Source organism: Nonomuraea montanisoli, assembly GCF_013363975.1.
GTDB lineage: Bacteria > Actinomycetota > Actinomycetes > Streptosporangiales > Streptosporangiaceae > Nonomuraea > Nonomuraea montanisoli.
Genome location: NZ_JABWGN010000005.1, coordinates 385,459 through 401,452 on the forward strand (window position 1 = coordinate 385,459; position 15,994 = coordinate 401,452).

At 71.5% G+C, this 15,994-nt stretch carries 11 protein-coding genes; 1 reads left to right on the forward strand and 10 read right to left on the reverse strand.

Translation table 11 applies throughout. The annotated features are described in order from the left end of the window. Positions 1 to 34 precede the first annotated feature (34 nt). The 9 genes from HTZ77_RS14415 to topA form a co-directional block, all read right to left on the reverse strand. Positions 35 to 892: a PSP1 domain-containing protein gene (locus HTZ77_RS14415; protein WP_205302682.1), complete on the reverse strand. Its 858-nt coding sequence runs from the start codon at positions 890 to 892 to the stop codon at positions 35 to 37. Positions 893 to 987: 95 nt separating this feature from the next. After that, entirely contained in the window at positions 988 to 2,025 is a 1,038-nt protein-coding gene (locus HTZ77_RS14420; protein WP_175590060.1) for a permease-like cell division protein FtsX, read from the reverse strand. Further along, positions 2,022 to 2,549 (reverse strand): SigE family RNA polymerase sigma factor, encoded by a 528-nt coding sequence (locus HTZ77_RS14425; RefSeq protein ID WP_328808591.1) that lies wholly within the window; start codon positions 2,547 to 2,549, stop codon positions 2,022 to 2,024. The genes HTZ77_RS14420 and HTZ77_RS14425 overlap by 4 nt, the downstream gene beginning before the upstream one ends. Positions 2,550 to 2,960: 411 nt before the next feature. After that, on the reverse strand, positions 2,961 to 3,914 hold the full coding sequence (locus tag HTZ77_RS14430) for a permease-like cell division protein FtsX (RefSeq protein WP_175590062.1): 954 nt from the start codon (positions 3,912 to 3,914) through the stop codon (positions 2,961 to 2,963). A gap of 578 nt (positions 3,915 to 4,492) precedes the next feature. Continuing rightward, positions 4,493 to 5,668, reverse strand: coding sequence for a DNA polymerase III subunit delta' (locus tag HTZ77_RS14435; RefSeq protein ID WP_175590063.1), 1,176 nt, complete (start codon positions 5,666 to 5,668; stop codon positions 4,493 to 4,495). Between the two features lie 9 nt (positions 5,669 to 5,677). Next, on the reverse strand, positions 5,678 to 7,723 hold the full coding sequence (tmk, locus tag HTZ77_RS14440) for a dTMP kinase (protein WP_175590064.1): 2,046 nt from the start codon (positions 7,721 to 7,723) through the stop codon (positions 5,678 to 5,680). 245 nt (positions 7,724 to 7,968) lie between these two features. Next, positions 7,969 to 8,532, reverse strand: coding sequence for a helix-turn-helix transcriptional regulator (locus HTZ77_RS14445; protein WP_235994663.1), 564 nt, complete (start codon positions 8,530 to 8,532; stop codon positions 7,969 to 7,971). Between the two features lie 69 nt (positions 8,533 to 8,601). Next, the gene (locus HTZ77_RS14450) at positions 8,602 to 9,993 is read right to left on the reverse strand and encodes a metallophosphoesterase (protein ID WP_328808592.1); all 1,392 of its coding nucleotides are present in this window, start codon (positions 9,991 to 9,993) and stop codon (positions 8,602 to 8,604) included. A gap of 87 nt (positions 9,994 to 10,080) precedes the next feature. Beyond that, entirely contained in the window at positions 10,081 to 12,834 is a 2,754-nt protein-coding gene (gene topA / locus HTZ77_RS14455) for a type I DNA topoisomerase (RefSeq protein ID WP_175590065.1), read from the reverse strand. Positions 12,835 to 13,043: 209 nt separating this feature from the next. On the opposite strand from topA, the gene HTZ77_RS14460 reads away from it, so the two are divergent. After that, positions 13,044 to 13,211 carry a DUF5703 family protein gene (locus HTZ77_RS14460; protein ID WP_205302617.1) on the forward strand — a complete coding sequence of 56 codons (168 nt, stop codon included), beginning with the start codon at positions 13,044 to 13,046 and terminating at the stop codon, positions 13,209 to 13,211. Positions 13,212 to 13,599: 388 nt separating this feature from the next. Here HTZ77_RS14460 and HTZ77_RS46145 read toward each other — a convergent pair whose 3' ends face one another. After that, positions 13,600 to 15,651 (reverse strand): chaplin family protein, encoded by a 2,052-nt coding sequence (locus tag HTZ77_RS46145; protein WP_175590067.1) that lies wholly within the window; start codon positions 15,649 to 15,651, stop codon positions 13,600 to 13,602. Positions 15,652 to 15,994: the final 343 nt, after the last annotated feature.

A 15,994-nucleotide genomic window follows, 5' to 3' on the forward strand; every position in this document is an offset into this window, starting at 1 on the left:
AGGTCGTATGTCGGGGTACGGTTTCAGGTCGTCGTCATGCCTCCGGCTGCTGCCGAGGTGCTCCGGGCGGCGTGTCGGAGCCGTACATCTTGTCGTGCTGCTGGCGGGGCGAGCAGACCGACGCCGACGGGCAGGCGCAGCGGCGCCCGCCGTCGTCGAGCCTGACCGTCACCGTGTCGGACGGGACGTTGTGCCCCACCACGCTCCCCTCGCCCTGCGGGGTGCTGACGCGGCTGCCGACCCGGGGCATCCGGTAGCGGGTCTCCATGTACAGCGGGTGCTCGTACTTCAGGCAGCACATCAACCGGCCGCAGGCCCCCGCGATGCGCAACGGGTTGACCGGGAGGTCCTGGTCCTTGGCCATGCGCACCGACACCGGCTCGAAGTCCTTCAGGAACGTGGCGCAGCACAGGTCGCGGCCGCAGGGACCGATGCCGCCCTGCAACCGGGCCTCGTCGCGGGGGCCGATCTGCCGGAGCTCCACCCTGGCCCGCAGGTTGCGGGCCAGGTCGCGGACGAGGGCGCGGAAGTCGACGCGGTGCGGGGCCGAGAAGTAGACCGTGAAGACGTTGTCCGCGTCGAGGTAGTCGACGCCCACCACCTTCATCGGCAACGCGTGCCGCTTGATCAGCCGCTTGGCCACGCTGCGCGCCTCGGCTCGCCGGCGTTTGTTGGTCTCGTCACGGCTGAGCTGCTCCTCCTCGGCGATGCCCGCGCACACCGGCAGCCCGTCGATGTCCTCGCTCACGTACTGCGGCGCCCACACGCACTCGGCAACCTCGGGACCCGCGTCGGTGGGCACCAGCACCTTGTCGCCCACCTTGGGACTGTGCGGGCCCGGGTCGAGGTAGTAGAGCCTCCCGTAGCGTGTGAAGCTCACGGCCATGATCATGCCCATGGGCTGCGGCTCGCCTCCTGTCGGCCTCGGGGGTCTTGCGGCCTACGGTTGCCACACTACGTGCGCGGGCCCGCTCGTGGTGAGGGGTGTCAGCTGCAGACGTTCGTCCGTTCGACCCCGTGGTCGGCGAGGAGGGTGGCCTTGAGAGCAACACATCTCATCTCGATCACCTGCGAGACACCAGGGCGAGCGCGCAGCTCGGACGCCACCTTGGCGGAATCGACGCCGGGCCCGAGGAAGATTCTGAACGATTCGGGCATGTCTGCCACCTTCGCCGCGGACACAAGGGCCTTGTTTCCGGAGTACAGCTTCTTGAAGTTCGCGTACGCCTCGGCACGACTTTGGAAGTCGACCTTGCGGACTTCGGGCATCGCTCTGATCTGCTTCTCCAGACTCTTCCGGTCATCGACGGTGACGGCCTTGCCGCGCTTGGAAGTCTTCCTCGCCGCATATCTGTCACAGGCCGGCCCCACCGATGAGGCATTGCAGAGGAACGCTGCGATGTCCTCCCTGTTCTTGAGGCCGGCCGGGCCCAGGCCGACCATGGTGACGTTGGCGGCCAGGGCGACGCCCGGCATCTTCTGCGCCACCACCGCCACGGCCTTCGGATCGCTGCCACGATCCACCGTGATGCGGTAGGACTCCGGCAGTTCGTCCTCTTTGACGTCGCCGAGGACGTCAGGGGAGTCGGCGAACGCCGCGCGGAAGCGCTCGTGGGCGGCCCGCCGATCCTCGAAGTGAACCGACGCGACACCAGGAATCCGGGGCAGCGACTCTGCCAGAGCCGCCTTCTGCTCCTCCGTGGCGGCGCGCCCTTGGCATACCTTGTTGTCCGGTTCCCGGCCCGTGCACAGGAACACCGACAAGTCGGCTTGAGCAGGCGCCTGAGGCTGGGAGGCCGCCATGGTCGCCCCGTCGTCGGCACCCGAGCCCGTGACACCCATGACGCCCACGACCGTCGCCGCCCCCGCGACCACGACCGCCGCGGCCCCGACCAGCCCGAGCCTCATGTTCACGCCGAACCGTCGTCGATCCGGCACCATCAGCGGCCGCAGCGCGCCGACCTCCACCGTCGCCCCCACTTCACCGAGCGCCTCGCGCAGACGGTCTTCCACAGGGCTGTTCACAATGTCTCCCCAAGTGCTCGGCCGAGGGCCGCGAGCCCTCGTGCGATGGTGGACCTCGCCGTGCCGCCGCTGATCCCCATGGTGTCGGCGATCTCCTGGTCGGTGAGGTCGAAGTAGTAGCGCAACGTCAGCGCCTCGCGCTGCCTCGGCGGCAGCGCGCTCAGGGCGATGAGCACCTGGCGACGCTCCTCGCCCACCAGGGCGGCGCTCTCCGCCGACCAGACAGGCGGTTCGTACGGCACGGCACGCCGGAACACGGTGGCACGCCTGCGCAGCACCGAACGGCACCCGTTGAGCACCGCCGACCTGACGTAGACCAGCGCCTTGTCGGGGTCGCGCAGCCGGGACCGCCCGGCATGGGTGCGCGCGAACGCGTCCTGGACGACGTCTTCGGCGGTCGCCTGGTCACCGACCATGATCAGTGCCAGGCGCACGAGACCGACGTGATGCTCGGCGAAGATCGTCGCCACATCAACGCGATCCCGGGTCAGGGCCTCCCGTTGGGAGAGCAGTTCGACTTCCACATCACAGAGACGCATGGGTTTCTCGTTTGCTGCTCGGCTCGCCGATCCAGTTGGGACTTCCGGTGAACGGGCTGCCGAGGATTCCGAACAGGGCCATCCCTATGGTGGGGGCTGAGGAAGATCTCTAGCGCGGGTCAAGGCCCCTTCCTGGAGTGCAGGCTGAGGGCGATCTCTCGTTTGGGGTTGCGATCTTTCCGTGGAGGCGAGGGGCTCGAACACCGAAGAAGACGGCCGACTGTGCGCTCGTCACGGCGCCCAGCCCGTGAGTCTTCACGACCGGCCATGACGGACGGCAACTCACGACGGCGGGTGGGGGAACTTGGCTGTGCCGTAACCCCAAGAACCAAGACAGCACCCGCCGGCCCCTGACGGACGGGCCCCCACGACGGCGGGTAGGGCGATGCGCGGACGTCAGCCGCAGAGGTCTGGCGAGAGTCCGTGCCCCGCAGCCAGCTCGGCGCCCATGCCCAAACACCTCATGTCGATCGTCTCGGACACACCCGGTCGCTTCTCCAGGACGGCGGCCACCTTGGACGAGTCGGCATCGGATTTGAGCTGGATCCAGAACGACTCCGGCATGTCACTCTTCTCCGTGGCGGCCAGGAGAGCCTCGTTGTCGGCGAAAGACTTCTTGAAGTTCGCGTACGCCTCGGCCTGGTCCTCGAAGCGCACCCTCTTGACCTCGGGCATCGCCTTGATCTCGCGCCCCAGCTCGTTCCTGTCCTCGGCGGTGATGCCCCTGCCTCGCTTCGAGGTCCTGCTCTTCTCGTACTTCTCGCACGACGAAGACTCCAGGGACGAGGCGCCGCAGAGGAAGACCGCGACGTCGTCCGCGTCCTTGTCGCGGCCCGGGTTGTAGCCGTCGGTCATGGTCCGATCGGAGACCCGCGCCACTCCGGGCATCCTCTTCGCCGCCCCTACAACCTTCGCCAGCTTCGTACCCTTTCGCACCCTTATCCGGTAGGACTCCGGCACATCCTCCGCCCGCACCTTCGCGACGATGTCCGGCTGGTCGGCGAACGCCTTGCGGAAGCGCTTGTAGGCGGTCCTACAGTCCTCGAAGGTCACCTTGGCGACTCCAGGCACCTCCCGCAGGGACGCGGCCAGAGCCCTCTTCTGCCGCTCGGTGGTGGGGCGCCCGTGGCAGAAGTCGTGGTCCTTCTCCCGTCCCGTGCAGAGAAACACCGACACGTCGGCCCGTTCGAAGACCTGTGTCCAAGAAGCCGCCACAGTCACGCTCTCGTCGGTGCTGGACGCCACGGCGCCCCCGGCGGTCCCCATTCCCGCGGTCACGACCACCGTCGCGGCCACCGCCAGCCTCATGCCCGCCCGGCGCAGGCGGTGGTTCAGGGGGTTGCTCACCATGCCTCCAAGGGCGCCGCATGCGCACCGGCCCGTGCGCGTAATCCGTCGTCGCACACCGTCCGCGCACACCCGGACGCCCGCGCCGGCGCCCCATACTGAGCGACGGTCGGGCAGCGGTGGGTGCCATACCGGACTTGCACCGCACAATCATGGCATCGCTCCATGGTGAGCCTGTCCGGACGCCAACCGAAGCAGACGGCCGGGGCGCTGACCGAAGAAGACGGCCGACTGTGCGCTCGTCACGGCGCCCAGCCCGTGAGCCTTCACGACCGGCCATGACGGGCGGCAACCCACGACGGCGGGTGGGGCAACTTGGCTGTGCCGTAACCCAGAACCAAAAAACAACACCCGCCCTCACGACCGGCCATGACGGACGGCAACCCACGACGGCGGGTGGGGCAACTTGGCTGTGCCGTAACCCAGAACCAAAAAACAACACCCCGCCCTCACGGCCGGCCATGACGGACGGCAACCCACGACGGCGGGTGGGGCAACTTGGCTGTGCCGTAACCCAGAGCCAGAAACAGGCCCTCACGACCGGCCATGAGGACTGGCCACCCACGACGGCGCGAGTCGGTCTACGCTCCGCGGAGGGACAGCATTATTGCCTCTACGGCGATCTGGGGGTTGACGCTGGCTTCGAGGCGTTCGCGGCAGCGCATGATCGCGTCGATGCGCCGCAGTGTCTCCTCCGGCGTGGACTCCCGCGCCATGCGGTCCAGGTCGAAGCGGATGTCGTCGTTGGCCAGTTCCACCGCCGCCCCGAACTGCATGGCCAGCACGTCGCGGTAGAACGAGACCAGCTCCAGCAGCGCTGCGTCCAGCGAGTCGCGCTTGATGCGCGTGGCCCGCGACTTCTGCCGGTCCTCCAGCTCCTTCAGCGCCCCGGCGCCGCCCCGCACCAGGCCCCGGTTGAGCCCCTTGCCCGTGGACCCCTCGCCGTACAGGCGGCGCAGCTCGGCCGTCTCCGCCTCGTTGAGCGTCGCGGTGGCCGCCGCGGCCTCCTCCTCCGCGGTCTTCACCAGGCGCTCCGCCGCCGCCACGCACTCCCCCACGCCCGTGAGCGAGCGGGGGATGCCGAGGACGGCCTCGCGTCTCCTGCGGACGCTCTCGTCCAGGGCGAGGGCGCGGGCCCGGCTGATGTGGCCCTGGGCGGCGCGGGCCGCGAACCGGGCTGTCTCCCACGGCACGCTCTCCCGCGTCGCCAGCACGTGCGCGACCGCCTCGGTGCCGGGCGTGGTCAGCGTGATGACGCGGCAGCGCGACCGGATGGTGATCATCATGTCGTCGGGCGCCGGGGCGCAGAGCAGCCACACCGTACGCGGCGGCGGCTCCTCGATGGCCTTGAGCAGGGCGTTCGCCGCCGACTCGGTGGCCCGGTCGGCGTCCTCGAACAGGATCACCCGCCACCTGCCCTGCGTGGGAGCGCCGGCGGCGCGCAGGATCAGCTCCCTGGTCTGCTTCACGCTGTACGACAGGCCGGCGGGGCGCACCGACTCCAGGTCGGGGTGGGAGCCGATCAGCACCTGGTGGCACTGGTCGCAGTGACCGCAGCCGCCGTCGGGGCAGAGCAGCGCCGCGGCGAACGCGCGCGCCGCGTCCTCCCGGCCGGAGCCGGGCGGGCCGGTGAACAGCCACGCGTGCGTCATGCCGGCGCCGCGCCCGCCGTCGACCACCTCGCGCGCGGCAGCGGCGGCCCGCGACAGGATGGCGACGGCCTGGTCCTGCCCGACGAGATCGGCGAAAACTGTCACGGACAAAGGCTAGTCGCGGATGGCCGGCATCGTGCCCGTGGCGTCCTCGGCCTCCTGGGGCACCGGGTCGGGCAGGATCTCGTGAACGCGGTCCTGGATGGCGCGGGTGATCTGCTCCGGCGTGAGCGTGCCGTCGACGACCAGGTAGCGCTCGGGGTTCGCGGCGGCCAGCGCGCGGAACTCCTTGCGCACCCGCTCGTGGAACTCCAGCGGCTCGGACTCGATGCGGTCGGCGGCGCCGCCCAGCCGGGTCAGCCCGATCGAGGGCGGCGTGTCGATGAGCACGGTCAGGTGCGGCAGCAGGCCGCCCGTGGCCCAGGAGTTGACCTTGGCCACGTCCTCCGGGGCGAGCGCCCGCCCCGCGCCCTGGTAGGCCAGCGACGAGTCGACGTAGCGGTCGCAGACCACGATCGCGCCCCGCCGCAGCGCCGGCCGGATGACCTTCTCCACGTGCTCGGAGCGGTCGGCCGCGTACATCAGCGCCTCGGCGCGCGGCGACAGGCCGCGCTCGGCCGCGTCGAGCAGGATGGCGCGCAGCCGCATGCCGACCTTGGTGGAGCCCGGCTCGCGGGTCTGCACGACGTCGTAGCCCTGGTCGCGCAGCCAGATCGCGATCATGCGGGACTGGGTCGTCTTGCCCGAGCCCTCTCCGCCCTCGAACGCGATGAACAGGCCCGGCATGTCCTCGCCCCCCTCGGGCCGGAACCGCTCGCCGCGCACCGCCGCGATCAGGTCGTCGGACAGCGGCACGCCCTTGCGGTCGTCCATGTGGCGCAGCGCGAGGAAGCCGACGACCACGGCCAGCGCCCCGCCCAGCAGCAGCACCAGGTTGGACCCGTCGAAGCGGTAGGACAGCTCCCCCGCGTCGAAGCGGTGCTCACCGAACAGGGCCGCCAGCGGGTTGGCCACGGCGACCACGAGCAGCAGCGTCACCCGTGCCGTGGACTGCAGGAACGAGAACGTGCGGCCGCGCATCGCGTCCTGGACCTCGAGCCCGATCAGCGTGTAGCCGATGATCCAGGCGATGCCCGCGCACGCCCCCAGCACCACGGTCAGCATGACCACGATCGCGAGGTTGTGGATCAGCGCGATCGCGACCAGCACCAGGCCCGCGACGGTGATGGCCAGGCCGAACAGCCGCCGCCTGGACAGCTCGCTCAGCAGCCGGAGCCCGAAGAACATGCCCAGCGCCATGCCGACGAAGACCGCGCCGAACACCACGCCGTAGGCCGCGTCGCCGCCGCCGAGCGCGATCACGTAGATCTTCGCCACGCCCACGACCGCGCCCCCGGCCGCGAACGCGCCGAGCATGCCGATGATCAGCCCGCGCACCAGCCGGTCGCCGCCGACGAACCGCCAGCCCTCGACGACCTGCTTGAGCACCGACGGGGTGGAGATCGCGCCGTCGCGCTTCGGGATGTCGCGCAGCGTGAAGATCAGGAACGCCGACACGAGGTAGGCCAGGGCGTTGAGCGCCAGGGCCACGCTGGTCGGGTCGAGGCCGGACAGCGACGGCACGAGGCTGCGTAGCGTGTCGCCCGCCACCGACAGCGCCGCGAACAGCAGGGCCGCGACGGGCGCGCTGCCGTAGGTGACCAGCAGGTTGAGCCGGTTGGCCGCCTCGAGCTGATCCTTGGGCACCAGGTTGGGGACGGTGGCGTCCTTGGCCGGCACCCAGAACAGGTTGACGCACTCCACGAGCAGCGTCGCGACGATGATCCACTGGTAGCTGCCGATGATCGGGATCGACAGCACCACGGCGAAGCGCGCCAGGTCGGAGGCGAACATCGTCAGCCGCCGGTCGAACCGGTCGGCGAAGGCTCCGGCCAGCGGGCCGAGGAGCACGGCGGGCAGCATCTTGGCGATGAACACGCCGCCCACGGCCAGCGACTGGACGCGGTAGTCGTCGCCCCGGGTGAGATTGCCGGCCAGGGCGGTCAGGGCCAGGATGTTGAGCCAGTCGCCCAGGCTGCACACCGACATGGCCGTCCACAGCCGGCGGAACGGTGCGTTTGCCAGCACGTTGGTGGGTCGGCGTCGGCCAGGGACGGTCATGATGTCAGCGTATCCAGGTGCTCGCCGGGACTGGGAAGGCATGCGACGGACCGGGCGCGCCCGGCTGTCCGCCGCCTGAGAGTATTACGTCGGCAGGCCGGCGCGCAGGTTTCACACCGCGAATGGGCCCCGAGACGACCACGCAGGTTCCACACCGCACCCGCGCCCCGGAGAGGACCACGGCCCCCGAGACGACCCCGGCCGTGCTCCTCCGTCTGCTCACGTGCGGCCCGCCACGGCCACGGCTACGGGTCCGGCTCGCCCCGGGCCTGCCGAACCAGCGGCAGCCAGGCCGAGCGCACGGCGGCGGGCAGGGGCAGCTCGTCCCAGAGCTCGACGAGCAGCACCCCGTCGACGTGCGCCAGCAGGTCATCGGGTCCGCCTGCCCCGAGCAGCGCGGCGTACGCCTCCCGCCGCTGCGCGCGGTCGGCCAGCTCGTACGTCCGCTCCCGCACGGTCACCGTGGCGAGCGCCCGCGCCGGCGGTAACCTCGGCAGCCGGTTGGGCACGTGGAACGGCCTGCCGTCGTCGGCGACGCCGCGCGCGAACTCGACCTTGGGCTCCAGGGCGAGCCGGAACCCGGCGGCGTCGAGGATGCGCCCCGCCGTCTCCAGCGTCGGCGACTTGCGGCCGTGCTCGTACGCCGACAGCGTCGTGCGCGACGTGCCGCTGGCGCTGGCCAGGGCCGCCTGCTTCATGCTCGCGGCATGCCTGGCCTGCTTGAACAGCCAGCCGCCGCGCTGCGCCCAGAACGTGACGTCGGGGACGCCGCCCCGCTCGTACATGCTCCCGGCCGGTGAAGACGTCATCGCCACCTCCCGCGTATCCCGTCGGATACTACGCCAGGCGGGCTCCGGTGACCAGGGGATCGCGGAAAGTCACGATCGCAGCTCCAGCAGCGTGATCTCCGGAGGCGCGCCGACCCGGACCGGCGGGCCCCAGAACCCGGCGCCCCGCGTCACGTACACCTGCACGCCGTCCACCGTCGCGAGCCCCGACACGACCGGCTGCTGCAACGGCACGAGCAGGTTGAACGGCGCGATCTGGCCGCCGTGCGTGTGGCCGGAGAGCTGGAGGTCCACCCCGTACCGGGCGGCGTCGGCGACCTGCACGGGCTGGTGGGCGAGCAGCACGGTGGACCGGCTGGTGTCACGTCCGCCCAGGGCCTTGGCGAAGTCGGGGCCGTCGTCCATGGTGGCGCCGTTGACGTCGTTGACGCCGGCGAGGTCGAGCACGCCGCCCTGATGGCGGATCTCGACCCGCTCGTTGCGCAGCGACCGCACGCCGAGCTGGCCCAGCTCCTCGATCCACTCGCCCGGGCCCTTGGACGTGTAGTACTCGTGGTTGCCCGTCACGAAGAAGGCCCCGTACCGGGACTCCAGGTCGCGCAGCGGCCGGGCCAGCGGGCCCAGCTCGGCCACCGTGCCGTCGACCAGGTCACCGACGATCGTCACCACGTCCGGCTTCAGGGAGTTGATCATCCGGACGATCCGCTCGGTGTGCGCGCGTCCGGTGAGCGGTCCGAGGTGGATGTCGCTCACCACAGCGAACCGCAGGCCGCTCAGCCGCTGGTCGAGGTGGGGCAGCGTGACCTTGACCGGCTCGATCACGGGATCGCCCAGCGCGGTGCGCACGCCGTACCCGACGGTGCCGATCGCGCTCACGCCCGCGACGGCGGCGGTGGCCCGCCCGAGGAACAGCCGCCGGCTCATCTCGGCCGCCGCCGACGCCGGCACAGCGCCCGCAACCGCAGCCGGCACGGTGCCCGCAACCGCCGCCGTCCCCGACGCCGGAGCGGCACCCGCCGCCGTCCCCGACGCCGGAACGGCGCCCGCCGCACCGCCGTCACCGTCGGCCCGATCGTCACCGCCCGCACCGTCACGGTCCGGCACCGCGACCGCGTCCCCGGCCCCGGCCCCGGCCCCGGCGGTGACCGTCTCCAGGATCCGCGCCTCGGCGCCCGCCCGCCGTCCGCCCCGGCGCACGACCGCCCACGCGACCGCCCGCGGCACCTCCAGCACCAGCAGAAACACCAGCAGGTAGAACATGATCGCCAGCCACAGGTAGCCCGGCCAGGCCAGCCAGTGCCCCGCCTCCACCCGCGAGCCGACGAACGTGACCACGACCAGAACCCCGAGCCCGGCGAGACCCCAGGTCAGGGCACGGCGCAGCCGCCCCGGCCGGGTGGTGGAGCGCACCAGCCGGTGCCACAGGTACAGGTGAACGGCGCCGACCGCCGCGACCATCGTGAAGACGAAGCCCAAGACCACGCCGTCATGCTACGAGCCGCGCCGCCCGGCGCGGCGCCCCGCCCTGAGAGGCCTCTCAGCGAGAGGCCCCGCCCGGCCTCTCAGGGGTCAGGACTTGCTCGCGGGCTTCTTCGCCGCCGTCGTCTTGGCGGTCGTGCTCTTGGCCGTCGAGCTCTTCGCGGTGGAGCTCTTGGCCGCGGCCGGCTTCTTGGCGGCGGGCTTGCGCGCCGCCGTCTTCTTCGGCGCGGGCGCCCGTTCGCGCCGCTCGGCCAGCAGCTCGGCGGCCCGCTCGATGGTGATGTCCTCGACGGTGTCGCCCTTGCGCAGGGACGCGTTGGTCTCGCCGTCGGTGACGTACGGCCCGAACCGCCCCTCCTTGACCACCACGGGCTTCTTGGAGTTGGGGTCCTCGCCCAGCTCGCGCAGCGGCGCCGCGGCGGCGGCCCGGCCCCTGCCCCGCTGCTTGGGCTGCGCGAACAGCTCCTTGGCCTGCTCGATCGTGACCGTGAGCAGGTCGTCCTCGGAGGCCAGCGACCGCGAGTCGGTGCCCTTCTTCAGGTACGGGCCGAACTTGCCGTTGTGGGCGACGACCTGCTCGCCCTCCAGCTCGCCGACGAGCCGCGGGATCGACAGCAGCCTGAGCGCGTCCTCCAGCGTCACCGTGTCGAGCGACATGGTCTTGAACAGCGAGCTGGTGCGCGGCTTGGGCGCGTCGGCCTTCTTGGTGCGCCGCTTCGGCGCCCCCTCGTCCTCCTGGGCGGCGGGCAGCACCTCCGTGACGTACGGGCCGAAGCGGCCGTCCTTGGCCACGATCATGTGCCCGGTCGCCGGATCGTTCCCCAGCTCCCGGTCGCCCGTCGGCCGCGAGAACAGCTCCTCGGCCTTGTCGGCGGTCAGCTCGTCGGGCGTCATGTCCTCGGGGACGTTGACGCGGGCGCCGTCGCGGTCGAGGTACGGGCCGTACCGGCCGACCCGGATCACGATGTCGGTGCCCCTGATCGGGAAGGAGCTGATCTCCTTGGCGTCGATGTCGCCGAGGTCGGTGACCATCTCCTTCAGGCCCTCGTCGCCGTCGTGGCCGAAGTAGAAGCGCCGCAGCTCCGGCACCCGCTCGGCCCGGTCGTTGGCGATGTCGTCGAGGACCTTCTCCATCTCGGCGGTGAAATCGTAGTCGACGAGGTTGCCGAAGTGCTGCTCCAGCAGGTTGACCACGGCGAACGCCAGGAACGACGGCACCAGCGCCGTCCCCTTCTTGAACACGTAGCCGCGGTCGAGGATCGTGCCGATGATCGAGGCGTACGTGGACGGCCGCCCGATCTCGCGGTCCTCCAGCTCCTTGACCAGCGACGCCTCGGTGTAACGGGCCGGCGGCTTGGTCGAGTGGCCGGCCACGTCCAGCCGCGACAGGCCGAGCACGTCGCCCTCGGCCAGGTTGGGCAGCCGCTTCTCGGAGTCGTCACGGTCGGTCGACGGGTCGTCGGCCCCCTCCACGTACGCCTTCAGGAAGCCGTGGAAGGTGATGGTCCGGCCCGAGGCGCTGAACTCGGCGTCCTCGCCCGACGAGGACCGGCCGCCCACCTTCACCGAGATCGACTCACCGACGGCGTCCTTCATCTGCGACGACACCGTGCGCTGCCAGATCAGCTCGTACAGCCGGAACATGTCGCCGGACAGCCCGGTCTCGCCCGGCGTGCGGAACTCCTCGCCCGAGGGCCGGATCGCCTCGTGCGCCTCCTGCGCGCTCTTGACCTTGCTGCTGTAGACGCGCGGCTTGTCGGGCACGTACGCCGCGCCGTACAGCTTGATCGCCTGCGAGCGGGCCGCCGCGATCGCGGTCTCCGACAGCGTGATGCTGTCGGTACGCATGTACGTGATGAAGCCCTGCTCGTACAGCCGCTGCGCGACCTGCATCGTGTACTTGGCCGAGAAGCCCAGCTTCCGGCTGGCCTCCTGCTGCAACGTGGTCGTCCGGAACGGCGCGTACGGCTTGCGCGTGTACGGCCTGCGCTCGACGGAGCGGACCGAGAACGAGGCGCCCTGGAGCCGCGCGGCCAGCTCACCGGCGGCGGCCTCCGACAGGTGCAGCACGTCGTTGCTCTTGAGCAGGCCGGTGCTGGCGAAGTCGCGGCCCTGCGCCACCCGCTTGCCGTCGACGCCGGTCAGCGTCGCGGTGAAGTCGCGCGGCTTCTCCTCGGGCTTGTTGCTGTCGAACAGCGCCTGCAGGTCCCAGTAGTGGGCCGGCGTGAACGCCATGCGGTCGCGCTCGCGCTCCACCACCAGCCGCGTCGCCACCGACTGCACCCGCCCGGCCGACAGGCGCGGCTTGACCTTCTTCCACAGGACGGGGCTGACCTCGTAGCCGTAGAGGCGGTCGAGGATGCGCCGGGTCTCCTGGGCGTCGACCAGGCGCAGGTTGAGGTCACGCGGGTTGGAGACGGCGTCGCGGATCGCCTGCGGGGTGATCTCGTGGAACACCATGCGGTGGACCGGCACCTTGGGCTTGAGCACCTCGCGCAGGTGCCAGGCGATGGCCTCGCCCTCGCGGTCCTCGTCAGTGGCCAGGAACAGCTCGTCGGCGTCGCGCAGCAGCTGCTTGAGCTTGTTGACCTGCGCCTTCTTGTCGGGGTTCACGACGTACAGCGGCTCGAAACCGTGATCGACGTTGACGCCCAGGCGTGCCCACGCCTCCCCCTTGAACTTCTCGGGGATGTCATCGGCCTTCTCCGGCAGATCGCGGATGTGGCCGATGCTGGACTCGACGATGTAGCCGCGCCCGAGGTACCCGGCGATCGTCTTCGCCTTGGCGGGCGACTCGACGATGACCAGGCGTGTTCCGCCGGCGCTGCCGTTGTTGGCTGGCACGCTGCTTCCTACCTCGCTGTTCGCTTGCAATTCCCCCTGCCGGGAGCCGGCACAGATCTGAAAGGTAACCCGACTCGCGGAAATTTCCTTCCCCCGGGGCTACCCACTAGCTTTCGGGTCCACCCACAAGCACGCAGAATAAGGCCCAACGAGCGGCACCGCGCCCTGACTCACCCTGGAGACTAATCGTTGTGCTCGACTACTCCTACATGGATATCTTCATTCCGCGCGACCTCTCCCGCGAAGCCGCACGTCAGCTGCTGACCGAGCACGCGGAGTACGGACAGTGGGAGCTCTCCCGGGTGCGCCTGCACCCCGACGGGAGCCGGCACGTACGGCTGCGCCGCAAGGTCATGCGGGTCCGCAGCACCCTCTGACCTCGCCTGACCTCGGCCTGACCTCGGCCGACGCCCTCCGACGTCTGTTCAACGTCCAGGGCCTCCAGAGGCTTCCGCGGCCCGCCCGCGGGGCTCGTCCCGCCGCCCGGACGCGGACATGGCTTTGCCCGTCCCGGGCCGCGCCCCCGAGACGGGCAAAGCGTCTGTGAACCCGCCCGCCTCCTGGTGCGGAGACTGGCGGGGTTTTCGGTCCGGCCGCCCATGGCGTCAGCGGCGGACCGTACCTCTTCTTATGGGTGCTGACGTCAGCCCTTACCAGCGGGTGAGAGGCGCGGGACGTCAGGTGAGACTGGCCGGTCGCTTACTCCGCGTGCCTGTGCCGCACCGGCTTCGGCGACCGCTGCCGGCTGTTTCCGGCTGTCTGTGACTACTTCCGGCCGAGGCGGAAGCGGCGGGTCGCCGCGAACAGCGTCGCCGAGGCGGCGCACATCCCGCCCAGCAGCAGCGCGACCAGGGCGCCGAAGCTCATCCCGGTGATCCCGGCGGGCCGGGCGGCGCTCATGAGACCGATGTCACCCACCGGGAGGGAACGAGCGGCCGAGGTGGCGGCGCCGCCGACCGGCGTCGAGGCGACGAGCGAGGTCGCCGGGGAGACCGCGGACAGCGGGCCGGACACGCCGCCGGCGTTGCTCACGACCTCCTTGGCGTGCTTGCCGCGCGTGACCGGCTTGGCGGGCTTGGCGGGCTTGGCCGGCTGCGCGGGGCTCGCGGGCCGGGCGGGACGGTCGGGCAGGCCCGGCAGCGACGGCAGGACCGGCAGACCCAGCGAGTCGGACATGTCGCCCACGACAGGGATCCCGGCCGCGCCCTGCATCTGACGCGTCACGTCGCCGGCGCCCTGCAGGCCGCCGACGGCCGGGACCGCGGGCAGGGCGGGCAGCATCCCGCCGCCCTGGGCGCCGGGGCTCGCCGCGTACGGGTGACGCCCAGGCTTGCCGTGACCGCCGTGGCCGTCGTCGCCCGGCTTGCCGACGTGCGCACCGCCGAGGCACCCGGCGGCCGCGTCGCCCAGGACGGCGACGGCGTTGCCGCAGACGGTGATCGGCGCGGTGATCGGCGCGACCACCTGGTTGCCGCCGAGGACGCTGTGGTCGCCGGAGGTGCGGTTGCCGCCGGCGCCGGAGCCGTGCTGCGGCGAGACGTCGGCGCCGCCCTTGCAGCGGGCCCCGGCCAGGCCGAGGGCCGCGATGGCGTTGCCGCAGGCGTTGATGGGGGCGGTGATCGGCGCGACGACCTGGTTGCCGCCGAGCACGGAGCCGCGGCCGGACGTCCGGTTGCCGCCGGCGCCCTGCCCGCCGCCGTTCTTCACCGACGCGCCGCCCTTGCACCCGGCGAAGGCTCCGCCGAGCACGGCCACCGCGTTGCCGCAGACGTTGATCGGCGCGGTGATCGGCGCGACGACCTGGTTGCCGCCGAGCACCGAACCGCGGCCGGACGTCCGGTTGCCGCCGGCGCCGGACCCGCGGCCGCCGGAGCCCTCCACGGACGCCCCGCCCTTGCACCCGGCGACCGCGTTGCCCACCGCGTTGCCGCAGGCGGTGATGGGCAGGCTGATCGGGGCGATGACCTGGTTGCCGCTGCCGGCGCCGAAACGCCCGTCGGTGTCGTTGCCTCCCGAGCCCGGCCCGCCGTGGCCGCCGTGGCCGCCACCGTAGCCCTGGCCGCCGCCGTGGTGCCCGCCCGGACGCCCGGTCGTGACCGACGAGCCGCCCTTGCAGCCCGCGAACGCCTCACCGAACGCCGCGACGGCGTTGCCGCACACGTTGATCGGGGCTGCGATCGGCGCGACGACCTGGTTGCCGCCGAGGACCGAGCTGCGTCCGGAGGTGGTGTTGTGGCCGGCGCCGCCGCCCCGGCCGTTGTTCTTGACCGAGGCTCCGCCCTTGCATCCGGCGGTGGCCTCGCCGAAGACCGCGACCGCGTTGCCGCAGGCGTTGATCGGCGCGGTGATGGGCGCCGTCACCTGGTTGCCGCCGAGGACGCTGTGGTCGCCGGAGGTGCGGTTGCCGCCCGGACCGCCGCGGCCGTTGTTCTTGACGGTGGCGCCGCCCTTGCAGCCGGCGTCGGACCTGCCGAACAGGGAGACGGCGTTGCCGCAGGCGTTGATGGGGGCGGTGATCGGCGCGTTGACCTGGTTGCCGCCGAGGATGCTCGAGTCGCCGGACGTCCTGCCGGGGATGCTGGAGCGGCCGGTGTTCTCCACCGACGCGCCGCCCTCGGAGGAGGCGTGGGACTCGCCGACCGCGGCGACGGAGTTGCCGCTGATGTCGATCGGCAGGGTGACGGGCAGGTTGACCTGGTTGCCGCCGCCGACGGAGTGGTCGCCGGAGGTGTCGGCGAACGCGGTGCCGCCGCCGAACGACATGACCGCGACCGCGAGCAGAGCCGCGGGTGTGGAAGCCTTCGCCCACGTACGCATGATGAGTGCTCCTATGACTTCTGGGGGGAAATGAATTGCGCCTGACGATCCGCGGGAGGCGAGGCCGTACGGGAGCGTGACGCGTCGCCGTACAAGCGGGACCTCGCGGACCGCGGATCAGTGATGACTGACGTGTCGCCCGCCGGCGGAGGGGCTCATGCCCCACCGGTTCGTGCGGGCGGGCTGACGGCGCCGCCGGAATGATCGCCGGCGGCCCGGCCCGTCGCGGACGGGAACCATGACTCGCCCGTGTCGCCTCGCCCGATCCGGTTGCCGGCCACTTCGCGCGCCGACCGCTTCCCGGCCACGAACGTCGTCGCCGGACGACCGCCCCGGCGTGACG